The following is a 21417-nucleotide window of genomic DNA, read 5'->3' on the forward strand; positions in this document are numbered from 1 at the left end:
AGCAGATTCAGGGACTGGGATCCGAATGGAACAATCCTGGAAACAGGCGAAAGCCGTCTTCGCCGCGGCGCTGGGACCGCCGGTGGTGTGGCTGGCGTTGTTCTTCCTCGCGCCGATGGCGATCGTCTGGGCCTACAGCTTTGGCCACAACGCGGGCCTGACCGAGATCGAGATCAGCGGCACGTTCAGCAATTACGCCCGGGCGATCGAGCCGTTGTACCTGAAGATCTTCCTGAAGTCGGCCTGGGTCGCGGGGCTGACCACGGGCCTGTGCCTGGTGATCGGCTTCCCGGTGGCATTGGCCATCACCTTCGCGTCCGACAAGGCCAAGACCTGGCTTCTGCTGCTGATCATGCTGCCGTTCTGGACGAACCTTCTGATCCGCACATACGCGCTGATCGCCGTGCTGCGCACCGAGGGCTATGTGAACCAGGGCCTCGAGTGGCTGTGGAAGGGCGGCAGCGGCCTGGCGGCTTTGGTCGGCCTGCAGCCGCTAGGCGACTTCCAGCCGCTGGAGCTGCTGCACAACAATTTCGCGGTGATCCTGGGGCTCGTCTACGTCCACCTGCCCTTCATGGTGCTGCCGCTCTATTCGGCCCTGGACCGACTGGACAAGTCGCTGCTGGAGGCCAGCCTCGACCTCGGCGCCGGGCACCTGAGAACCCTGTTCAAGGTGGTCGTGCCGCTGGCCTTGCCGGGCATCGCCTCGGGCGTCCTGATCACCTTCATTCCGGCGTTGGGGGCCTATCTGACACCCGACCTGCTGGGCGGGCCGGACAGCCAGATGATCGCCAACGTGATCGAGCGCCAGTTCAAGCGCGCCAATGACTGGCCCTTCGGCGCGGCGATGTCGTTCCTGCTGATGTACCTGACCTTCATCGCCATCGCGATCCAGGCGCTGCTGGCCAAGAAGACGCCGGAGGCCAAGGCATGATGGTCCTGTTTCATGATCCCTCCCCCTTGATGGGGGAAGGTAGGGTGGGGGTGATGCGGCGGTTCAGCTCGCGCCTTGTCCTGACGTGCTGTCACCCCCATCCCCGACCCTTCCCCCATCAAAGGGGGAAGGGGGAGGTGTTCGCATGACCAAGAAATCGCCCCCCGGTCCCCTCGAATACCTCCGCCGTTGGCAGATGCAGGCCTGGCTGGGGGCGGTGGCGGTCTTCCTCTACGCGCCGCTGATCGCGCTGATGGCGTTCAGCTTCAACGACAGCAAGCGCAACATCGTCTGGAAGGGCTTCACGCTCAAATATTACGACAAGCTGTTCAACGACTCGGCCCTGCTGGAGGCGTTCGGCAACAGCCTGACGATCGCGGCGGTGTCGACGGTGGTCAGCCTGTTCCTGGGCGCGGCCGCGGCGCTGGTGCTGTGGCGCTTCCGCTTCCCGGGCAAGACGGCCCTGGACGGGGCGCTGGCCCTGCCGATCGTGGTGCCCGAGATCTGCATGGGCGTGGCGATGCTGGTGTTCTTCGCCCGGGTCATGCCGTGGCCGCAGGACCTGCCGTGGCCGCTGAACCTGGGCGCGATCATCATCGCCCACGTGTCGTTCTCGTTCCCGTTCGTGGCGGTGGTCGTGCGCGCCCGCATGGCCAGCTTCAACCGCGAGATGGAGGAGGCCGCCCGCGACCTGGGCGCCGGCGAGTTCCGCACCATCAAGGACGTGATCCTGCCGCACATGGCCCCGTCGCTGGTGGCCGGGGCGCTGCTGGCCTTCACGCTGAGCCTGGACGACTTCGTCATCACCTTCTTCACCGCCGGGCCGGACACGGTGACCTTCCCGGTGAAGGTCTATTCGATGGTGCGGTTCTCCGTGACGCCAGAGGTCAACGCGGCCTCGACCGTGCTGATCGTGCTGACCGTGCTGCTGACGGCGGCGGCGCTGAAAATGCAGGGGAATCCCGCCGCCGCAGCGGGGCATGGGGCGGGGGACGCTAAATGAACAAGCCGATCATCACCTTCGAGAACGTCACCAAGCGGTTCGGCAAGCTGGCCGCGGTCGACAACGTCTCCCTGACCGTCAACGAAGGGGAGTTCTTCGCCCTCTTGGGTCCGTCGGGCTGCGGCAAGACCACCCTGCTGCGCATGCTGGCCGGCTTCGAGACGCCGACCGAGGGCCGGATCCTGATCGACGGCCAGGACATCTCCAACGTGCCGCCCAACAAGCGGCCGGTGAACATGGTGTTCCAGTCCTACGCCGTGTTCCCGCACATGACCGTGGCCGACAACGTCGCCTACGGCCTGGTGGTCGACAAGGTCGGCAAGGCCGAGCGCGACCGCCGGGTCGAGGAGGCGCTGGAACTGGTGCAGTTGGGCGGCTATGGCGGTCGCAAGCCCGACCAGCTGTCGGGTGGCCAGCGTCAGCGCGTGGCGCTGGCCCGCGCCCTTGTAAAACGCCCGCGCGTGCTGCTGCTGGACGAGCCGCTGTCGGCCCTGGACGCCAAGCTGCGCGAGCAGATGCGCACCGAGCTGTGCACCCTGCAGGAGAAGGTCGGCATCACCTTCATCATGGTCACCCACGACCAGGACGAGGCCCTGGCCCTGGCCACCCGCTGCGCGGTGATGAGCAAGGGCCTGCTGCAGCAGGTGGCCTCGCCCAACGACCTCTACGAGTTCCCCAACAGCCGGTTCGTGGCCGACTTCATCGGTCAGGTGAACCTGTTCGAGGGCGTGCTGGCCGTCGACGAGCCGAGCCACGCGGTGATCCGCGCGCCCGACCTCCCGGTCGACATCTTCCTGGACCATGGCGTCACCGGCGCGCGCGGCGGCACGGTCTGGGCCGCGATCCGTCCCGAGAAGATCGAGCTGCACAAGAAGGACGGCGACACCCCGCCCAACCTTGGCGACTGCCCGCAAGGCACGAACGCCGTCGCCGGCGTCATCAAGCACGAGGCCTATCTGGGCGGCCAGTCGACCTATGAGGTCGAGATTGCTGGTGGTCGCCGGATCAAGGTTCAGCGCTCGAACCTGACCCGCTGGGACCAGGAGGACTTCAAGCTGGGCGAGACCGTCTGGCTGTGCTGGCACGCCTGCTCGCCAGCGGTGCTGTTGAGCTGAGAATTCCCCTCCCCCTTGATGGGGGAGGGGCAGGGGTGGGGGTGATGCGGCGGTTCGGCCGAGCTGAGTTCGGACGCGCTGTCACCCCCATCCCCAACCCTTCCCCCATCAAAGGGGGAAGGGGGCCGTAAAACGAAAAAAAGATCGCCAGGAGCCCACCGATGACCGTCCCGATCCGCAACCACGACATCGCCGAGCTCAAGCGCCTGGATCTGGCGCACCACCTGCCGGCCCAGGCCGATCACAAGGTCATCGCGGAGCTCGGCGGCAGCCGGATCATCACCCGCGCCGACGGCGTCTACATTCACGATGGGGAAGGCCACCAGATCCTCGACGGCATGGCCGGCCTGTGGTGCGTCAATGTCGGCTATGGCCGCGAGGAGCTTGCCGACGCGGCCTACGAGCAGATGCTGGAGCTGCCGTACTACAACACCTTCTTCAAGACCGCGACGCCGCCGACCGTGACCCTGGCGGCCAAGATCGCCGAGAAGATGGGCGGCCATCTGACCCACGTGTTCTTCAACTCGTCGGGGTCGGAGGCCAACGACACGGTCTTCCGCCTGGTCCGCCACTATTGGAAGCTGAAGGACCAGCCGTCGCGGACGGTCTTCATCAGCCGCTGGAACGCCTATCACGGCTCGACCGTGGCCGGCGTCTCGCTGGGCGGCATGAAACACATGCACAAGCAGGGCGACCTGCCGATCCCCGGCGTCGAGCACGTCATGCAGCCGTATCTGTTCGGCGACGGCTTCGGCGAGGACCCGGCCGCCTTCCGCGACCGCGCCGTCAAGGAGATCGAGGATAAGATCCTCGAGGTCGGCCCCGAGAACGTCGCGGCCTTCATAGGCGAGCCCGTTCAGGGGGCGGGCGGGGTGATCATCCCTCCCGACGGATATTGGCCGGCGGTCGAGGCCCTGTGCCGCAAGTACGGCATCCTGCTGGTCTGCGACGAGGTGATCTGCGGCTTCGGGCGCCTGGGCCAGTGGTTCGGCCACCAGCACTACGGGATCAAGCCGGACCTGATCGCCATGGCCAAGGGCCTGTCGTCTGGCTACCTGCCGATCAGCGCCGTGGGCGTGGCCGACCATATCGTCGCCGAGCTGCGCGAGAAGGGCGGCGACTTCATCCACGGCTTTACCTATTCGGGCCACCCGACGTGCGCGGCCGTGGCGCTGAAGAACATCGAGATCCTCGAGCGCGAGGGCCTGATCGAGCGCACCCGCGATGACACCGGCCCTTACCTGGCCAAGGCGCTCGCCTCGCTGAACGACCACCCGCTGGTCGGCGAGACCCGCTCGCTGGGCCTGATCGGCGCCGTCGAGATCGTGCGCGAAAAGGGGACGAACCATCGCTTCCTGGACAAGGAGGGCGAGGCTGGTCCGATCGTGCGCGACCTGTGCATCCAGAACGGCCTGATGGTCCGCGCCATCCGCGACAGCATCGTCTGCTGCCCGCCGCTGATCATCACCCACGCCGAGATCGACAAACTTGTCGCCATCATCCGCCAGTCTCTGACCGAGGCCGAGCCGGTGCTGCGGGCGCTCAAACCGGAGGCGGCGTTATGAGGTTAGATCGGGCGACGAGCGCCGTGGCGAATTTCGAGGATGAGAACACGCTCACCTTCGATCCGATATCGCGGCAAGTACGGTGCGACGACGGTCAATTCCCGGCGATTGCGCCTAGTGGGGCGCCCGCGCTCTGGCGAGTCCGCAAGGCTGTAGCCAGCGGCCATCAACCTTTGGCCCAGGCGCTGAGCGGCGAGGGGTCTCGACTGGCCGACGATATAGGCGACTATCCTCTCGAAATCGGAAAGCGCCCTATCGCTCCAGACGACTTTCGCCACGAGTACGGCGTCGGCAACTGGTCCGGCGTGCCGACGGTCTTGAGCCATTCGACCACACGCTCATGCGGGACGACCCGGCCAGCCGCAATATCGGCGTCGGCTTCGGCTTCCGCCGCCAGATCGGCTTCGTCTTCCAATTCGTCGAAGATGTCGGGCTCGGGCTCGGCCATGCGCTATGATAACAGAAACGTTTCGAGAACAAATCCGAAAAAACCGGGCTCTCGGCCAACCTCTCGGAGCGCGTCATGAAGCCCAAGCACAACAAGGCCAAGCGCGAGACCACGCTGAACCGGGGCGTCTCGTCGCTGGAGGAGGCCCAGGCCTGGTTCGCGCGGCAGAGCATCGAGGAGATCGAGTGCGTGGTGCCCGATCTGGCCGGCGTGGCGCGGGGCAAGATCATGCCGGTGCGCAAGTTCTTGGGGACCCCCTCGATGAACCTGCCGCTGGCGGTGTTCTACCAGACCATCACTGGCGACTTCCCGGAGTTCGAGGGCGCGGTCAGCGCGGTGCAGTCGGACACCGACATCTTCCTGACCCCCGACTTCGCCACGCTCGCGGCGGTGCCGTGGGCCCAGGACCCGACGGCCCAGGTCATTCACGACGCCTTCCATCCCGACGGACGTCCCGTCGAGGAGGCCCCGCGCCAGGTGTTGCGGCGGGTGCTGGCGCTCTATGCCGAAAAGGGCTGGGCGCCGATCGTGGCCCCCGAGATCGAGTTCTATCTCGTCGACAAGAACACCGACCCGGACTACCCGCTCAAACCCCCGATCGGCCGTTCTGGGCGGCCGGAGACCGGGCGCCAGGGCTACTCGATCAGCGCCGTGAACGAGTTCGATGCGCTGTTCGAGGACATGTACGAATACTCCGAGCGCCAGGGCCTGGAGATCGACACCCTGATCCACGAAAGCGGCGTGGCCCAGATGGAGATCAACCTGCGGCACGGCAATCCGCTGGAGCTGGCCGACCAGGTGTTCATGTTCAAGCGCACCATCCGCGAGGTGGCTCTGGAGCACGAGATCTACGCCACCTTCATGGCCAAGCCGATGGCCAGCGAGCCCGGCAGCGCCATGCACATCCACCAGTCGATCGTCGACAAGGACGGCCAGAACCTGTTCTCGCACCGCAAGTCGGGCGAGGAGACGGCGCTGTTCCATGGCTTCATCGCGGGGCAGCAGACCTATCTGCCGGCGATCATGGCCATCCTGGCGCCGTACGTGAACAGCTACCGCCGGATCGCGCGGGACTCGGGCGCGCCGGTCAACACCCAGTGGGGCTACGACAATCGCACCTGCGGCCTGCGGGTGCCGCCGTCGGACCCGGCCAACCGGCGCCTGGAGAACCGCATCCCCTCGTCGGACGCCAATCCGTATCTGGCCATCGCCGCCTCGCTCGCGGCCGGCTATCTGGGCATGACCCAGGGGCTGACGCCCAGCGCGCCGGTCGACACCGACGCCAGCGTCGCGGGCGTGCAACTGCCGCGCAGCCTGTCGGAATCGCTGAAGCTGTTCGAGCAGTGCGAGCCCCTGGTCGAGATCCTGGGGCCGATCTTCTGCCAGGCCTATGACCGCGTGAAACAGGCCGAGTACGAGACCTTCATGCGCACGATCAGCCCGTGGGAGCGGGAGTTCCTGCTGCTGAATGTCTGAGCCCTACGGCGCGGGAAACTGGTACGCGGCCACGGCTCACGACCACCCCGAGCTGGCGCCGCTGGAGAGCGACGCGCGGGCTGATGTCTGCGTCGTCGGGGCGGGTTTCACCGGGCTCGGCGCGGCGATGGCCCTGGCCTCTCGCGCAAAGGTCGTGGTGCTGGAAGCCGGCAGGATCGGTTGCGCGGCGACGGGGCGCAATGGCGGGCAGGTCCATACCGGCCAGCGGCGCGACCAGACCTGGCTGGAGAAGGCCGTTGGTCGCGACGATGCGATGGCTCTGTGGCGCCTGGCCGAGGATGCGCGGGCGCACTTCAAGACCCTGACCGATACGATCCCCTGCGACTGGCGGCCGGGCATGATCCACGCCCGGCACAAGCCGATCGGCGAGGCCGAGGACGCGGCCTATGTCGCGCTGATGGCCGACCGCTACGGCTACGATCAGCTGGACCTGATCAGCGAGGGCGACCTCGCCAACGAACTGGGCACGGACGTTTATCACGGCGGCCTGATCGATCGCGGCGGCGGGCATGTGCATCCGCTGAACCTGGCCCTGGGCATGGCGCGACGAGCGATGGCGGCCGGGGCGGTGGTCCACGAGAACACCCGCGCCGAAACCTGGCGGCGCGAAGGCGGCGGGATCGTCGTCGAGACCGCGACCGGCCGGGTGACCTGCGACCAACTGATCCTCGGCGGCGACGGTCTGCTGAATGCCATGGCCGGCAAGGCGCGGGCGCGGGTCATGCCAATCAACAACTTCATCGCCGTCACCGCTCCGCTGGATGATGTGGCCGAGACGATCATTCGCTCGAACGTGGCGGTGTCGGACAGCCGCTTCGTCGTGAACTACTTTCGCAAGACGCCCGACGGCCGGCTGCTGTTCGGCGGCGGCGAGAACTATCGGCCGGGTTTTCCGAGCGACATCGCCGGCATGGTCCGCAAGAACCTCGCCAAGGTCTATCCGCGCCTGGCTGGCGCCCCGATCACCCACGCCTGGGGCGGGACGCTGGGCATCACCATGAGCCGCATGCCGTTCGTCGGCGAGGTCGCGCCGGGCGTGCGCGTCGCCTCTGGCTATTCGGGGCAGGGAGTGATGCTCGCGCCGTATGTCGGCAAGCTTCTGGCCGATGCGGCGGTGGGCGAGACAGGCGGCGTCGAGCTTCTCTCGCGTTTGCCCACTCCGCCGTTTCCGGGCGGCAGGCTGCTGAGGTGGCCGCTGACGGTGGCGGGCTTGACCTGGTACGCGCTCAGGGATCGTCTGTAGCGGGGCAGGGAGGCCCCCGACATGATGCGATCATTGATGGCGTGCGCCTGCGCGCTCGTCCTGGCCGCCAGCGCGGCGAACGCCCAGCAAAGCGGCGGCTGGAAGGATTTTCCCGGCGTTTCGAACACCTCTTACGTCGACGCCGCCGGCCAGAAGGCGCTGCAGCTGTCGATGGACATCCCGGCCCCGCCGAAAGCGGTGTTCGAGGCCTTCGCCACGACGGAGGGCTTCAAGAGCTGGGCGGTCCCGATGGCCAAGATCGACCTGCGCACCGGCGGCGAGATCGAGTCCAGCTACGACCCCAAGGCCAAGCTGGGCGATCCAGGCAATATCAAGAACCAGATCGTCACCTTCATCCCCGACCAACTGTTGGTGATCCGCAACATCCAGGCCCCGGAGAACTTCGCCGGCAAGGGCGAGTTCCAGAAGACCGTGACGGTGATCGAGTTCACGCCGATCGAAGGCGGCACGCGGGTGCGGCTGACCAACACCGGCTATGGCGACACCGCCGAGGCCAAGACGGTCTATGGCCACTTCGAGTGGGGCAATGCCTACACCCTGGCGGAGCTGAAGAAGAAGTTCGCCAAGTAATCTCCTCCCCCTCTGGGGGAGGTGGCCCAGAGGGCCGGAGGGGGCAGCTCGGCGCAGGCCGGCGATGCCCCCTCAGTCGGCTTCGCCGACAGCTCCCCCAGCGGGGGAGCAGATTCCGTTGACACGCTTGCCAACGCTCCGCTCTCCTCGCCCCATGAACTCCACGACCGCCCAGCCCGCCATGAGCCTCGCCGCGGCGCTCGACCATGCCGAACGACTGCTGGAGGTCGATCCGCGGATGGCGGCCGAGCAGGCGCGGGCGATCCTGGAGGTCGTGCCGCGCCATGCCGATACGACCCGGATCCTGGCCGCCGCGCTGCGTCTCTCCGGCCAGCCGCAAGCCGCGCTCGACACCGTCGCGCCGCTGGTCCTGGCGTTGCCGAACCTGCCGCTGGCCCAGCTGGAGCTGGGTCTCAACCTCGAGCAACTGGGCCGCACCGCCGAGGCCGTCCGCGCCTTCGACCGCGCCAGCGCTCTGGAGCCACGTCTGTCGGAAGCCTGGCGCGGCCTGTCGGAAAGCCTCGAACTCCTTGGCGACACCGTCGGCGCCGAGCGCGCCCTGGCCCGCCAACTGCGCGCCTCCACGCGCGACCCGGTGTTGGTCGAGGCCGCATCGGCCCTCGCCGACAATCGGTTGGGCGAGGCCGAGCAATTGCTGCGCGAGCGCCTGAAGGCCGACCCCGGCGACGTCGCCGCCATCCGCATGCTGGCCGAGACCGGCGCGCGCCTGGGTCGCTATGCCGACGCCGAGGCCCTGCTGACCCGCTGCGTCGCGCTGGCTCCGAACTTCGCCGCCGCCCGGCACAACCTGGCGACCATGCTCTATCGCCAGAACAAGAACGCCGAGGCGCTGGCGCAGATCGAGTCCCTTACCGCCAAGGACGCCCGCCATCCCGGCTACGCCAATCTGCACGCCGCCATCCTGGCGCGCCTGGGCGAATATGACCGCGCCATCGCCGTCTACGACCGGGTGCTGGCCGACTATCCGAGCCAACCCAAGGGCTGGATGAGCTATGGCCACGCGCTGAAGACCGTGGGCCGCCAGGCCGACTGCGTCGCGGCCTATCGCCGGGCGCTGGAGCAGGCCCCGACCCTGGGCGAGGCCTGGTGGAGCCTGGCTAACCTCAAGACCGTCAAGTTCACCGAGGCCGATCTGGCCGCCATGACCGCGGCGCTGGAGACGGCGGAGCTGTCCGACGAGGACCGCCTGCACCTGCGCTACGCGCTGGGCAAGGCGCACGAGGACGCGGAAGCTTGGGACGCCGCGTTCGAGCACTACGCCGCCGGGGCCGCGATCCGTCGCAAGCAGCTTGACTATGATCCGGAGGAGAACGCGTCCGACAAGGCGCGGACCAAGGCGGTGTTCACCCCGGCCTTCATCGCCGCGCGGGCGGGGCGGGGGTCGCAGGCGCCGGATCCGATCTTCGTCGTCGGCCTGCCACGCTCGGGCTCGACCCTGGTGGAGCAGATCCTGGCCAGCCACTCGATGGTCGAGGGCACCATGGAGTTGCCCGACCTGATCGTCATGGCCCGGCGCCTGGGCGGCAAGACCGCCACCCGCGCCGAGTCGACCTATCCGGAAAGTCTGGCCGATCTTTCACCCGACGACCTGAAGGCCTTGGGCGAAGAGTTCCTGGAGCGCACCCGCATCCAGCGAAAGACGGACAAGCCGTTCTTCATCGACAAGATGCCCAACAACTTCGCGCACGCGGGACTGATCCACCTGATCCTGCCCAATGCGAAGATCATCGACGCCCGTCGCCATCCGCTGGGCTGCTGCTTTTCGGGCTTCAAGCAGCACTTCGCCCGGGGGCAGGCGTTCAGCTACGACCTGACCGACATCGGCCGCTACTACGCCGACTATGTGGAGTTGATGGCGCATTTCGATGCGGTTCTGCCCGGCCGTGCGCACCGCGTGATCTACGAACACATGATCGCCGATCCGGAAGCCGAAATCCGCGCGCTGCTGGCCCACTGCGGGCTACCGTTCGAAGAGGCCTGTCTGTCGCCGCACGAGAACGATCGCGCCGTCCGCACCGCCAGTTCAGAGCAGGTGCGGCGCCCGATCTTCAAGGACGCCGTCGAGCACTGGCAGAAATTCGAATCGCATCTGGACCCGCTCAAGCAGGCATTGGGCCCGGTGTTGGACGCTTATCCGAACCCGCCCGTTATTTGACCATCTCAACGCGACCTCCATCGCGCCTTGCCATTTGTGCAACACTTCAAGGAATTGACACCAAACTGAAATTTCCAATCTTGCCGAGACCCTGAGGCAGGTCGAACCTCGTTCGATCAGCCGCCAAGGGGAGCGACTTAATGTCGTCGGGATCGGTTCGTCTAAAAAAGACAGGGGGCCTCGCCGCCGCCCTGCTCGCGTCTTCCATGCTCAGCGGGGTTGCTCACGCCCAATCTGGTCAAACCACAACGGCCCTGGAAGAGGTCGTCGTCACCGCCCAGAAGCGGTCCGAAAATCTGCAGGACGTGCCCGTCAGCATCCAGGCTCTCGGCGGAGAGAAGCTGGAGCAACTGCAGGTCGCCAGCTTCGTCGACTATGTGAAGTACCTGCCCAGCGTGTCGTTCACGACGTCGGGGCCTGGCTTTGGTCAGGTCTATATGCGCGGCGTGGCCAGCGGCGGCGACGGCAACCACTCGGGCTCGCTGCCCAGTGTCGGCGTCTATCTGGACGAACAGCCGGTCACCACCATCCAGGGCGCGCTGGACATCCACGTCTATGATGTCGCGCGGGTCGAAGCCCTGGCGGGTCCGCAGGGCACGCTGTACGGCGCCAGCTCGCAGGCCGGCACGCTGCGGATCATCACCAACAAGCCCTCGACCGCCGGCTTTTCGGCCGGGATCGACGTCGAGGCCAACAAGGTCGACCACGGCGGGACCGGCCACACGGTCGAGGGTTTCGTCAACATCCCCCTGTCGGACAAGATCGCCGTGCGGGCGGTCGGTTGGGACGTCCGCGACGCGGGCTATATCGACAACGTGGCGGGCACGCGCACCTATGATCGCGGGGACGCCGACCCGACCAACGATGTCACGATCAACAATGCCGCCCGGGTGCGGAAGGACTACAACCGGGTCTACACCCAAGGCGGTCGCGCGGCCCTGCGGGTCGAGCTGGACGACAACTGGGTGATCACCCCCAGCGTCATGGGCCAGGTGCAGAAGGTCGGCGGCCTGTTCGCCTATGATCCGCAGGTCGGCGACCTGAAGGTCACGCACTTCTATCCGGAAAGCTCGAAGGACAAGTGGGTCCAGGCGGCCCTGACCATCGAGGGGCAGGTGGCCAATCTGGACGTCACCTATGCCGGCTCGTACCTGAAGCGGAACGACGTCACCAACTCGGACTATACCGACTACTCGTACTTCTACGATCAGGTCGGCTACGGCTTCTACTGGACGGACAACGACGGCAATCTGGTCAATCCCTCGCAGTACATCCAGGGCAAGGACCGCTACCGCAAGGAAAGCCACGAGATCCGCATCGCTTCGCCGCAGGACCAGAAATTCCGGTTCGTGGTGGGCGGCTTCTACCAGAAGCAGAAGCACGGCATCTTCCAGAACTACAAGATCGACGGTCTGGGCAGCGACTATTCGGTGCCGGGCTATGTCGGCACCATCTGGCTGACCGCCCAGCAGCGGGTCGACCGCGACAAGGCGATCTTCGGCCAGGCCGAGTACGACATCACCGACAAGCTGATGCTGACCGCCGGCATCCGCTTCTTCAAGGCGAACAACACTCTGGTCGGCTTCTACGGCTACGGCGCGGGCTACGGCTCGACCGGCGAGCGGGCCTGCTTCTCCGGACCGGTCGTGGAGGGCTCGCCCTGCACCAACCTGGACAAGGGCACCAAGGAGAGCGGCAACTCGCCGAAGGTGACGCTGACCTACAAGATCAGTGACGACAAGCTGGTCTACGCCACCTACTCGAAGGGCTTCCGGCCAGGGGGCATCAACCGACGCGCCACCCTGCCGCCGTACCATGCCGACTATCTGAAGAACTACGAAGCCGGCTGGAAGACCTCGTGGGGCGGCGCCTTCCGCTGGAACGGCGCGATCTTCATGGAGGACTGGACGGGCTTCCAGTTCTCGATCCTGGGGGCCAACGGCCTGACCGAGATCAAGAACGCCAACCAGGCGCGCATCAAGGGTATCGAGAGCGACATCACCTGGGCGCCGGTCGAAGGCTTCACGCTCAACGCCTCGGCCGCCTATACCGACGCCAAGCTGACGGCCAACTACTGCGGGTTCACCGACTCCGCCGGCAATCCGATCACGGTTTGCCCGGTCGGTTCCGCGGAGGCGCCCGACGGCCCGCAGGCGCCAGACGGTACGCGCTTGCCGATCACGCCGAAGTTCAAGGCCAACATCACAGCCCGCTACCAATACCAGGTCGCCGACTATGACGGCTTCTGGCAGGTGTCGGTCGTGGGACAGACCTCGAACTGGACCGATCTGCGCATTGTCGAGCGCGAGATCATCGGCAAGCAGGGCCGCTATTCGGTGGTCGACTTCTCGACCGGCCTGTCGAAGGACAGCTGGTCGATGCAGCTCTATCTCAAGAACGTGTTCGACAAGCGTGCCAGCCTGAACCGCTATGCCGAATGCGCCGAGAGCGTCTGCGGAACCCAGGCCTACATCGTCCCGAACCAGCCCCGGACCGTCGGGATCAAGGTGGGGAAAGAGTTCTAGTGCGTGGTGGGGAGTGAGAGGGGGCGGTCCGCGAAGGGCCGCCCCTTTTTCGTAGAGTTGCGTTAGGGGGAAACATGGCGTCGTCGAGCGCCCGCCCGTTGGGTCTGTGGATGTGCACGGCCCTGGTCGTGGGCAACATGATCGGCTCGGGCGTCTTCATGCTGCCGGCCTCGCTGGCGCCGTACGGCTGGAACGCCGTGATCGCCTGGCTGATGACGATCGGCGGGGCGTTGTGTCTGGCCTTCGTCTTCGCTCAGCTGGCTCAGGCCTTCCCGCGCGCCGGCGGGCCGCTGGCCTACACCCAGGAAGCGTTCGGGCCGACGGCCGGCTTCATGGTCGCCTGGGCCTACTGGATCTCGATGTGGGTCGGCAACGCGGCGATCGCGACGGGCTGCGTCAGCTATCTGTCGGTGTTCGCGCCGGCCATCGCCAGGGTCCCGGGTCTGCACGCCCTGGTGACCATCGCCCTGGTCTGGGGCCTGACGGCCGTCAACTGCTGGGGCTCCAAGTCGGCGGGGCGGCTGCAGGTGGCGGCCACCATCCTGAAGCTCCTGCCCCTGGTCGCCGTGGCGGGCCTGGCCATCGTCGTCTTCGCGCGCAAGGGCGGGGCGGCGGTGACGCCGTTCGAGCCCTCCCAGTTATCGGCCGGGGCGATCACCGCGGCCGCCACGCTCACGCTCTGGGCCTTGCTGGGCCTGGAGTCGGCCACCGTGCCCGCCGACAAGGTGCATGAACCGACCAAGACCATTCCGCGCGCGACGCTGTATGGTACGGCCTTCACCGGCCTGATCTATCTGGTCGTCTGCTCGGCGGTGGTGCTGCTGTCGCCGGTCGGCCTGCTGAAGGGCTCCAACGCGCCGTTCGCGGACTTCGTGGGCTATCATGGCGGCGGCGACCTGCGGCTGGTCCTGGCCGCCTTCGCCGCGATCAGCGCCTTTGGGGCCTTGAACGGCTGGGTGCTGCTGCAGGGCGAGATGCCCTACGCCATGGCTCGAGACGGGGTGTTCCCCGCCTGGCTGGGCAAGGCCGGCAAGCGCGGGACGCCGGTGCGGGCCCACGTGCTGTCCAGCGCCCTGCTGACCGCCCTCGTCCTGATGAACTACGCCAAGTCGATGGCTGATCTGTTCACCTTCATCGCCCTGTTGGCGACGACGGCCAACCTGTTCGCCTACCTGTTCAGCGCCCTGGCGGCCTTGCGCCTGCAACAGCAGAAGCGGATGACGGCCAGCGCGCCGCTGACCGTGCTGGCGATCCTGGCGGCGCTGTATTCGATCTGGACCCTCTACGGCGCCGGGACCTCGGCCACCCTGTGGGGCGTGGTCCTGCTGCTGGTCGGCCTGCCTGTCCGTTTCCTGACCGCCCGCGCGGCGCGTCCCGCTCTTGAGGCTCGTACATGATCGTCGCGCTGCTGCTGGCCGCTCAGGTCAGTTATGTTCACGCTGGCAAGCTGGTCGATCCCCAGGCCGGCAAGGTGATGACCGACCAGTTGATCCGCATCGAGGGCGAGAAGATCACCGCGGTCACGCCGTGGAAGGTCGCTCCCAGGGATGGGCCCGTCACCGACTGGAGCCAGCTGACCGTTCTGCCCGGCCTGATCGACATGCACACCCACCTAGTCGACGAGGAGCAGAGCGAGAACATCGCCGAGCCCCTGCTGCGCACCGCCGCCGAGCAGGCCTATATCGGCGCCGCGCACGCCCGCGCGACCTTGATGGCCGGTTTCACCAGTGTCCGCGACGTCGGGACCTGGCGGGCGTTCGGCGACGTCGCGCTGCGCGATGCGATCAACGCCGGCTACGTCCCTGGACCGCGCATGTCGGTGGCCGGCGCCTATGTCACCGCGCCCGGCGGGGGCGGGGAGATCACCGGGATCGCGCAGGACGTGGTCATCCCGGCCGAGATGCGGCGCGGCGTGGTCGAGGACGCCGCCGACGTCCACAGGAAGGTCCGCGACCTGCTGGTCCACGGCGCCGACTTCATCAAGCTGATCGCCACCGGCGCGGTGCTGACCGAAGGCACCGAACCCGGCCAGCTGGAACTGTCCGAGGACGAGATCCGCGCCGCCGTCGAGGAGGCCGCCAAACGCGGGACCTACGCCACCGCCCACGCCCACGGGGCCGAGGGCGTCAAGACCGCCGTCCGCGCCGGGGCGCGCTCGATCGAACACGGCTCGCTGATCGACGACGAAGGCATCGCGCTGATGAAGGCCAAGGGCGCGTTCCTGGTCGCCGACATCTACAATGGCGACTTCATCGACACCTATGGCCGCGAGCACCACTGGCCCGATGGCATGATCCGCAAGAACCGCGAGACGACCGACGCCCAGCGCGAGGGTTTCCGCAAGGCGGTGAAGGCGGGGGTCAAGATCGCCTACGGCACCGACGCCGGCGTCTATCCGCACGGCTGGAACGCCCGACAGATGCCCTACATGGTCAAGTACGGCATGACGCCCATGCAGACGATCCAGTCGGCGACCACCGTAGCGGCCGAGCTGATGGGCAAGACCGGCCAGGTCGGCTGCGACGCGTCCGGCTGCTATGCCGACCTGATCGCCGTGGCCGGGGATCCGCTGGCGGACGTCTCGCTCCTGACGACCGTGCCCAAGGTGATGAAGGGCGGGGCGGTGGTGAAGAACGAACCCTAGCGACGGTGAAGAACCGCACAGTCAGGCCTGGCGTGGATCATGCATTGTGCATCGCAGCGCAATTCTGTTGTGCGATAGCGAAACAACTGTCATGTCTGCGTGGTTAGCATCACGTTGAGTACGTCCAAGGAGGTCTTCATGACCGAGAATCACTACTACGTCCGCCCGGTCGCTGGCGTGTGGCACGTGACCTGGAACGACTCGGCCGAGCTGATTGGTTCGTACTCGTCGCAACACGAGGCCGACACCCTGGCCCAGTTGCTGGCGCGTCACATGCGGACCCAGGGCCGCAAGGCCGAAGTGCACGTGTTCGAACCGGAAGTGCGTACGCCGTCGTGGGGCCGTAATCGCGCCGCGCATCAGGTCGCGGCGGCTTAGGTTCCAAGTTGAGTTTCGGGGCGCGATGCTTACCGCGCTCCGCCCAGTAGGGGGCATCCGGTCTTCCCGGCGACAGCTGGTCGCCGAGGTGTTTGGGGTGGTGGGATTTGGCGCTGCAACGACAGCGCGCCCCGACGTCTCCCTGAACCGGCGCTTGTCGGGAAGACCGGAGTTTCCCCTTAGAAAGCTTCCAGCCAGCTTTCCAGCGCGCGGCCGATGATCCGCGCGGCTTCGTCGGGGCCGAAGGTCGCCGGATCGAGGCACAGCTCCAGCCATAGTCCGTCCACGGTCGCCGTCAGGGCGATGGCCGCCAGTCGCGTGTCGCGCGCGCCGGCTTCTTCCAGCAGATGCTCCAGCCGCGCCCGGAAACCCGCATAGGACGCCGCGTGAATGGCGGCGATGCGCGGCTTGGTTTTGACCAGACTCCAGAAGCCGATCCAGGCGGCCAGCAGCCGCGGGTCCAGCACCGGCGGCGCGAAGCTGGCGGTCAGATAGGCCAGCAGGCGCGCGCGCGGAGCGGGCTCGGCGGCGTCCAGCGCCGCGTCCAGCGCCGCGTCGATCCGCTGGCTGACCGCCTCATAGGCCGCGGCGATCAACTCGTCGACGCCTTCGAAATAGTGGCGCAGCAGGCCGGGCGAGACGCCGGCTTCGGCGCAGATCGTCCGCACGGAGGTCCCGCCGACACCCTCGCGGGCGAGCACGGTCTCGGCGGCGGCGACCAGCGCCTGGCGTCGGACGTCGGGGGTCTCGCGGGTGAAGGCGGCGCGGCTCACTTCCGCACCATCCCCAATCCAAACCCCGTCATCCCGCGCTTTATGCGCGGGACCCATGGTTCAGCTTTCAGGTGAGAGTGTGTTTCCGCTCCGCACTTGCGACGGACAAATGGGTCCCGCGCATAAAGCGCGGGATGACGGTTGGAGGAAATCACCATCCCTCCGGCGGCCTCGCCAACCGGCTCTCCGGAACCAGCGCGCGCATCTTGCGGCCGAAGCTGCGCAAGCTGACCTCGCTCGTCGCCAGCGGTCCCGCGGTGAAGGTCCGCGACGCCATGCCCTGCTGCACCCTGGCCACCAGCTCGGTGTCCTCGGCGTTGACCTGGCGGTTGATGCGCCAGTTCAGATAGCGCGCGGCCTTCATCTCCCGGCGCTCGTCCGGCAGCGCGTAGGCGATCTCGCGGATGATGGTCTTCTCGGCCGAGACCGGGATGAACTGCATGAAGTCCACCTGGTCGGGATAGATGTCGAACGCGAAGTTCGGCCAGAGCTTGAAGTAGGTCCAGAGACGTTTGCGATCGTCCGGCAGATGCGGCACGTCGGGCAGCAGGTCCTGGTACAGCCGCTCGGACGGATTGCGCGACGGCTCGTCGATCAGCTGGCCCCACATCTTGTCGACGAAGGTCCTGGCCTCGACGCCATAGCCCTTGCCGAACAGCCGCGTCAGGCCCGGATGGGCGATCGGGATGTGCAGGCCGTCCGAATAGTTGTCGCTGATGTTCTTCCAGTTGACCTCGCGCGGCCGCAGGGTGACGCGGCCGAACGGCTGCAGGTCCTCGAAGCGGTAGTGGGCGACCTCGTCCTCGTGGGGCGCCATCATGGTCGCCACCGACGGCCCAGTCCCCTCGATCCGCACGAAGACGAAGCCGCGCCAGATCTCGGTCTCGACCTTGGCCAGGCCCTGCTTGTCCATCTCCAGCGCCGGATAGTCATCGCGCATCGGCACGCCGATCAGCCGGCCTTCCAGGTCGTAGGTCCAGGCGTGGTAGGGGCAGACGATCCGGCCGCAGTGGCCGACGGGGCCGTCCAGCAGCCGCGCGCCCCGGTGGCGACAGACATTGGCGAAGGCCCGCGCGCCGCCGTCCTTGCCGCGCACCACGACCAGGCTTTCGCCCACGAAGTCGAAGGTGTGGAAGTCGCCGGGCTTGGGGATGTCGTTCAGGTGGCAGACGATCTGCCACGACGGGCGGAAAATCTTCTCCTGCTCTTCCTTGAAGAAGCGTTCGGAGCCGTAGATCCAACCTGGCAGGCCCCAGTCGGATTGAGGGTCTTCATTGGAGATGGCGGTCATCGCCCGACCACCGACAGCTTCACGGCCGTGGCGAAGTCCTTGTCGCGCAGGATCTCGCGGGCTGCGTTGCGGCCCGGATTGCCCGAGACGCCGCCGCCAGGGTGCGTGCCGGCCCCGCACATGTAGAGGCCCTTGATCGGCGCGCGGTGGCTGGCGTTGCCCAGGAACGGGCGGGTGGCCCACAGCTGGTCCAGCGACATGTGGCCGTGCATGATGTCGCCGCCAATCAGGCCGAACTTGCGCTCCAGGTCCAGCGGCGACAGCAGGGCGCGCCCCAGCACCGAGGCCTTGAAGCCCGGCGCCCACTGGTCGACCGTGGCGATGATCAGGTCGCCGGCCGCCTCGCGCGCGTCGTCCCACGAACGGCCGCCCGGCAGCTCCGGCGCGAACTGCTGGCAGAACAGGCTGGCCACGTGCTGGCCCGGAGGGGCCAGGCTGGTGTCGATGGTCGAGGGGATCAGGATCTCGACGATCGGGGCCTTGCTGACGCCTTCGGCCTTCGCGTCGCGATAGGCGGCGTCCATGTAGTCCAGGCTGGGCGCGATCACGATGCCCGACTGGTGGTGCTCGGCGGTCTCGCGGCCGGGCAGGCAAGTGAAGCTGGGCAGCTCCGACAGCGCCACGTTCATCCGGAAGGTGCCCGAGCCGTTCTTGTAGCCGTCGACGGCTTTACGGAAATCGGCGGTCAGGGCCGAGGGCGGCACCAGTTTCTTGTAGAGCAGGGCGGGATTGACGTTGGCGCTGACGATCGGGGCCATGATCTGGCGGCCGTCGACCAACTGCACGCCCACGGCCTTGTCGCCCCCGGGGACGTTTTCGACGTGGACGCCCTCGACGGGCGCATCGAGCAGGATTTCGACCCCGGCCGCCTCACAGGCCTTGGCCATGGCCTGGGTGATCGAGCCCATGCCGCCGACCGCGTGGCCCCAAGCGCCCTTCTTGCCGTTCACCTCGCCGAAGGTGTGGTGCAGCAGCACATAGGCCGAGCCGGGGGTGTCGGGGCTGGCGAAGTTGCCGACCACGGCGTCGAAGCCGAAGGCGGCCTTGACGGCGTCGCTCTCGAACCAGCCGTCCAGCACGTCGCGGGCGCTCTTGGTGAACAGGTCCAGCAGGTCGCGCTTGCGCTCGCGCGACAGCATGGCCAGCCGCCCGCCCTGGCGCAGGGCTCGCAGCACGCCCGGCAAGCCGTCGCCCAGGTTCGGCGGCGTCTCCTGGGCGAAGTCGCGCAGGATGTCGCCGATCTCGTCCAGCATGGCGTAGTAGGCCGGCAGCACCTCGGCGTCGCGGCGGCTGAACTGGCGGAACTGTTCTTGCGTGCGCTCCAGCCCGCCGCCCAGCTTGATGTACTTGTCGTCGGACAGCGGCAGGAAATTTGAGATCGGCCGCTCCAGAAAGGTCAGGCCGTAGTCGCGCAGGCCCATGTCGGCGATGACCTTGGGATTGAGCAGGCTGACCGTGTAGCTGGCTGCCGAGTTGCGGAAACCCGGATGGAACTCCTCGGTGACCGCCGCCCCGCCGACCACGCCCCGCGCCTCGCAGACCGTGACCTTCAAACCCGCCTTGGCCAGGTAGAAGGCGCAGACGAGCCCGTTGTGGCCCCCGCCGATGATCACCGCGTCGCGGCTGGTGGTGTCGGCCATGGTGTCTCTCCCCGGAGTATGGGGAAAGGTTGCTATACGATCGTACAATAGACAAGGGCGCCATATGCCGAAGACGTGTTCATAAATCACAGAACGGCGTTATCTAAGATTCGCGTTTAGACTGTGTGAATGTTAAATTCCCTTTCTGCTAGAAGGGGAATGGGCATGGGTATCGATCTCGAAGACGCGCTCGCGTGGAAGTCCGCCACCGCCGACGAACTGGCGATGCTTTCGGACCTCCAGGGCAATATTCTCAAGGGACACGGCCGCCATGCGGCGCGGCTGCTGTTCCTGCAGTTCGGACGGGACGTCGCGCGGGCCAAGACGTTCGTGCGGGACATTTCGACCTTGATCATCTCGGCCCAGGAGCAGTTGCGGCAGGCCGACGCCTACAAGTTGGTCAAGCTCAGCGGCGGGCCGTTCGTGGCCTTCTACCTGTCGTTCGAGGGCTATGGCGCGCTGAACCTGGAAGCGCTGGCTCCGCCGGACGCGACGTTCCGTGAAGGGATGAAATCGCGCGGCGGCGACCTGAACGATCCGGCGGTCGAGAACCTGGATCGCGGCTATCGCGGTCCGCTACACGCCCTGGTGCTGATCGCCGGCGACCCGGACGACAAGACCAGCTGGACCTCCAGCGCGGTCGACGACCTGGAGACGAAGATTCTCAACCTGCTGGGCGGCGCGGGCAAGGTCGTCGCGTCCGAAGCGGGCCGGGCGATCTTCAACGCCGGCGGGGGCGGCCTGGAACACTTCGGCTATGTCGATGGCCGCAGCCAGCCGCTGCTGTTGAAGGAGGACGTAGAGCGCGAGAAGAGCGAAGGCGGCATCGACGTCTGGGACCCGAAGTTCCCGCTGTCGCAGGTGCTGGTCAAGGATCCGGGCTCTTCGTCGCCGGCGGCGTTCGGCAGCTATTTTGTGTTCCGCAAACTGGAGCAGAACGTCAAGGCCTTCAAAAAGGCCGAGGAGGGCCTCGGCGCCTTGGCGGGCAATGGCGAGCTGGCCGGGGCGACGATCGTCGGGCGGTGGGAGGACGGCACTTCGATCGAGCTGTTCGGCCACGACGGCGAGGTCAATCCGATCAGCAACAACTTCACCTATGCCGGCGATCCGAACGGCGCGCGCTGTCCCATCCATGGGCACGTTCGCAAGACCAACCCGCGCGGCGAAAGCGCGACCAGGTTCGGCATCCCGCTCAAGAGCGAGCGCGACCACATCATGGCCCGCCGCGGTATCCCGTACGGACGCCGGGTCAGCACGGTCGACCCGAAGGACGAACCGGAAGGCGGCGTGGGCCTGCTGTTCATGGCCTACCAGTCCGACATCGCCAACCAGTTCGAGTTCACCCAGATCTCCTGGGCGAACAACGATGCGTTCCTGGCGCCCGGCACGGGCCTGGACCCGATCATCGGCCAAGGGGGGTCTTCGGTGCTGCGCCATCCGAAGGCTTGGAACGATCCGGCGGCGGGCAGCGTCGACAAGGGGTTTGGCGGCTTCGTGACGATGAAGGGCGGCGAATACTTCTTCGCGCCCGCCCGCAGCACCTTGGCCAACGTCTAGGGCCCTTTCCTTGTCATCCCGGCCGTGGCGAAGCAAA

Annotated in this window: 18 protein-coding genes; 13 read left to right on the forward strand and 5 right to left on the reverse strand. The window is 66.9% G+C overall.

The window, feature by feature from the left end:
* Positions 1-25: 25 nt before the first annotated feature.
* The 4 genes from ACW173_RS11870 to ACW173_RS11885 all read left to right on the forward strand — a co-directional run bounded on the left by ACW173_RS11870 (position 26) and on the right by ACW173_RS11885 (position 4617).
* Positions 26-934, forward strand: a complete 909-nt coding sequence (locus ACW173_RS11870) for an ABC transporter permease (RefSeq protein ID WP_492085588.1) — start codon at positions 26-28, stop codon at positions 932-934.
* A gap of 145 nt (positions 935-1079) precedes the next feature.
* On the forward strand, positions 1080-1937 hold the full coding sequence (locus ACW173_RS11875) for an ABC transporter permease (RefSeq protein ID WP_492085589.1): 858 nt from the start codon (positions 1080-1082) through the stop codon (positions 1935-1937).
* The gene (locus ACW173_RS11880) at positions 1934-3052 is read left to right on the forward strand and encodes an ABC transporter ATP-binding protein (RefSeq protein WP_492085591.1); all 1119 of its coding nucleotides are present in this window, start codon (positions 1934-1936) and stop codon (positions 3050-3052) included. Before ACW173_RS11875 ends, ACW173_RS11880 begins: the two co-directional genes overlap by 4 nt.
* 161 nt (positions 3053-3213) lie before the next feature.
* Complete coding sequence (locus ACW173_RS11885) at positions 3214-4617, forward strand: aspartate aminotransferase family protein (protein WP_492085592.1); 1404 nt, start codon at positions 3214-3216, stop codon at positions 4615-4617.
* A 2-nt stretch (positions 4618-4619) separates the two neighbouring features.
* On the opposite strand, the gene ACW173_RS11890 is transcribed toward ACW173_RS11885, so the two are convergent.
* Both ACW173_RS11890 and ACW173_RS11895 read right to left on the reverse strand, forming a co-directional pair.
* Positions 4620-4943: a type II toxin-antitoxin system RelE/ParE family toxin gene (locus tag ACW173_RS11890; protein WP_492085593.1), complete on the reverse strand. Its 324-nt coding sequence runs from the start codon at positions 4941-4943 to the stop codon at positions 4620-4622.
* Complete coding sequence (locus ACW173_RS11895) at positions 4844-5065, reverse strand: antitoxin (protein ID WP_492085595.1); 222 nt, start codon at positions 5063-5065, stop codon at positions 4844-4846. The genes ACW173_RS11890 and ACW173_RS11895 overlap by 100 nt, the downstream gene beginning before the upstream one ends.
* A gap of 75 nt (positions 5066-5140) precedes the next feature.
* Here ACW173_RS11895 and ACW173_RS11900 point away from each other — a divergent pair, with 75 nt between their 5' ends.
* The 8 genes from ACW173_RS11900 to ACW173_RS11935 all read left to right on the forward strand — a co-directional run bounded on the left by ACW173_RS11900 (position 5141) and on the right by ACW173_RS11935 (position 16119).
* Positions 5141-6541 carry a glutamine synthetase family protein gene (locus tag ACW173_RS11900; RefSeq protein ID WP_492085596.1) on the forward strand — a complete coding sequence of 467 codons (1401 nt, stop codon included), beginning with the start codon at positions 5141-5143 and terminating at the stop codon, positions 6539-6541.
* Positions 6534-7805: an NAD(P)/FAD-dependent oxidoreductase gene (locus ACW173_RS11905; RefSeq protein WP_492085598.1), complete on the forward strand. Its 1272-nt coding sequence runs from the start codon at positions 6534-6536 to the stop codon at positions 7803-7805. Before ACW173_RS11900 ends, ACW173_RS11905 begins: the two co-directional genes overlap by 8 nt.
* A 21-nt stretch (positions 7806-7826) precedes the next feature.
* A complete protein-coding gene (locus ACW173_RS11910) occupies positions 7827-8396 on the forward strand; it encodes an SRPBCC family protein (protein WP_492085600.1) in 570 nt (189 codons plus the stop codon).
* Between the two features lie 154 nt (positions 8397-8550).
* Entirely contained in the window at positions 8551-10572 is a 2022-nt protein-coding gene (locus ACW173_RS11915) for a tetratricopeptide repeat-containing sulfotransferase family protein (RefSeq protein WP_492085602.1), read from the forward strand.
* A gap of 140 nt (positions 10573-10712) precedes the next feature.
* On the forward strand, positions 10713-13097 hold the full coding sequence (locus tag ACW173_RS11920; RefSeq protein WP_492085604.1) for a TonB-dependent receptor: 2385 nt from the start codon (positions 10713-10715) through the stop codon (positions 13095-13097).
* Between the two features lie 74 nt (positions 13098-13171).
* Positions 13172-14494, forward strand: coding sequence for an amino acid permease (locus tag ACW173_RS11925; protein ID WP_492085608.1), 1323 nt, complete (start codon positions 13172-13174; stop codon positions 14492-14494).
* On the forward strand, positions 14491-15741 hold the full coding sequence (locus tag ACW173_RS11930; RefSeq protein WP_492085610.1) for a Xaa-Pro dipeptidase: 1251 nt from the start codon (positions 14491-14493) through the stop codon (positions 15739-15741). The genes ACW173_RS11925 and ACW173_RS11930 overlap by 4 nt, the downstream gene beginning before the upstream one ends.
* 138 nt (positions 15742-15879) lie before the next feature.
* Complete coding sequence (locus tag ACW173_RS11935; protein WP_492085613.1) at positions 15880-16119, forward strand: hypothetical protein; 240 nt, start codon at positions 15880-15882, stop codon at positions 16117-16119.
* Positions 16120-16298: 179 nt separating this feature from the next.
* Here the strand turns inward: ACW173_RS11935 and ACW173_RS11940 are convergent, their stop codons facing one another.
* The 3 genes from ACW173_RS11940 to ACW173_RS11950 all read right to left on the reverse strand — a co-directional run bounded on the left by ACW173_RS11940 (position 16299) and on the right by ACW173_RS11950 (position 19823).
* On the reverse strand, positions 16299-16949 hold the full coding sequence (locus ACW173_RS11940) for a TetR/AcrR family transcriptional regulator (protein ID WP_492085616.1): 651 nt from the start codon (positions 16947-16949) through the stop codon (positions 16299-16301).
* A 94-nt stretch (positions 16950-17043) separates the two neighbouring features.
* On the reverse strand, positions 17044-18183 hold the full coding sequence (locus tag ACW173_RS11945) for an aromatic ring-hydroxylating oxygenase subunit alpha (protein ID WP_492085617.1): 1140 nt from the start codon (positions 18181-18183) through the stop codon (positions 17044-17046).
* Positions 18180-19823, reverse strand: coding sequence for a phytoene desaturase family protein (locus ACW173_RS11950; protein ID WP_492085619.1), 1644 nt, complete (start codon positions 19821-19823; stop codon positions 18180-18182). Before ACW173_RS11950 ends, ACW173_RS11945 begins: the two co-directional genes overlap by 4 nt.
* Before the next feature lie 165 nt (positions 19824-19988).
* On the opposite strand from ACW173_RS11950, the gene ACW173_RS11955 reads away from it, so the two are divergent.
* The gene (locus ACW173_RS11955; RefSeq protein ID WP_492085621.1) at positions 19989-21380 is read left to right on the forward strand and encodes a Dyp-type peroxidase; all 1392 of its coding nucleotides are present in this window, start codon (positions 19989-19991) and stop codon (positions 21378-21380) included.
* The last annotated feature ends 37 nt before the right edge of the window (positions 21381-21417 follow it).

The sequence above is a fragment of the Caulobacter sp. ALps2 genome, assembly GCF_058681635.1.

What these genes read in the sequence shown, in the direction of transcription:
- ACW173_RS11870 (WP_492085588.1), top strand. Translation starts at nt 26, where the DNA reads ATGGAACAATCCTGGAAACAGGCGAAAGCCGTCTTCGCCGCGGCGCTG.
- ACW173_RS11875 (WP_492085589.1), top strand. Translation starts at nt 1,080, where the DNA reads ATGACCAAGAAATCGCCCCCCGGTCCCCTCGAATACCTCCGCCGTTGG.
- ACW173_RS11880 (WP_492085591.1), top strand. Translation starts at nt 1,934, where the DNA reads ATGAACAAGCCGATCATCACCTTCGAGAACGTCACCAAGCGGTTCGGC.
- ACW173_RS11885 (WP_492085592.1), top strand. Translation starts at nt 3,214, where the DNA reads ATGACCGTCCCGATCCGCAACCACGACATCGCCGAGCTCAAGCGCCTG.
- ACW173_RS11890 (WP_492085593.1), bottom strand. Translation starts at nt 4,943, where the DNA reads ATGGCTCAAGACCGTCGGCACGCCGGACCAGTTGCCGACGCCGTACTC.
- ACW173_RS11895 (WP_492085595.1), bottom strand. Translation starts at nt 5,065, where the DNA reads ATGGCCGAGCCCGAGCCCGACATCTTCGACGAATTGGAAGACGAAGCC.
- ACW173_RS11900 (WP_492085596.1), top strand. Translation starts at nt 5,141, where the DNA reads ATGAAGCCCAAGCACAACAAGGCCAAGCGCGAGACCACGCTGAACCGG.
- ACW173_RS11905 (WP_492085598.1), top strand. Translation starts at nt 6,534, where the DNA reads ATGTCTGAGCCCTACGGCGCGGGAAACTGGTACGCGGCCACGGCTCAC.
- ACW173_RS11910 (WP_492085600.1), top strand. Translation starts at nt 7,827, where the DNA reads ATGATGCGATCATTGATGGCGTGCGCCTGCGCGCTCGTCCTGGCCGCC.
- ACW173_RS11915 (WP_492085602.1), top strand. Translation starts at nt 8,551, where the DNA reads ATGAACTCCACGACCGCCCAGCCCGCCATGAGCCTCGCCGCGGCGCTC.
- ACW173_RS11920 (WP_492085604.1), top strand. Translation starts at nt 10,713, where the DNA reads ATGTCGTCGGGATCGGTTCGTCTAAAAAAGACAGGGGGCCTCGCCGCC.
- ACW173_RS11925 (WP_492085608.1), top strand. Translation starts at nt 13,172, where the DNA reads ATGGCGTCGTCGAGCGCCCGCCCGTTGGGTCTGTGGATGTGCACGGCC.
- ACW173_RS11930 (WP_492085610.1), top strand. Translation starts at nt 14,491, where the DNA reads ATGATCGTCGCGCTGCTGCTGGCCGCTCAGGTCAGTTATGTTCACGCT.
- ACW173_RS11935 (WP_492085613.1), top strand. Translation starts at nt 15,880, where the DNA reads ATGACCGAGAATCACTACTACGTCCGCCCGGTCGCTGGCGTGTGGCAC.
- ACW173_RS11940 (WP_492085616.1), bottom strand. Translation starts at nt 16,949, where the DNA reads ATGGGTCCCGCGCATAAAGCGCGGGATGACGGGGTTTGGATTGGGGAT.
- ACW173_RS11945 (WP_492085617.1), bottom strand. Translation starts at nt 18,183, where the DNA reads ATGACCGCCATCTCCAATGAAGACCCTCAATCCGACTGGGGCCTGCCA.
- ACW173_RS11950 (WP_492085619.1), bottom strand. Translation starts at nt 19,823, where the DNA reads ATGGCCGACACCACCAGCCGCGACGCGGTGATCATCGGCGGGGGCCAC.
- ACW173_RS11955 (WP_492085621.1), top strand. Translation starts at nt 19,989, where the DNA reads ATGGGTATCGATCTCGAAGACGCGCTCGCGTGGAAGTCCGCCACCGCC.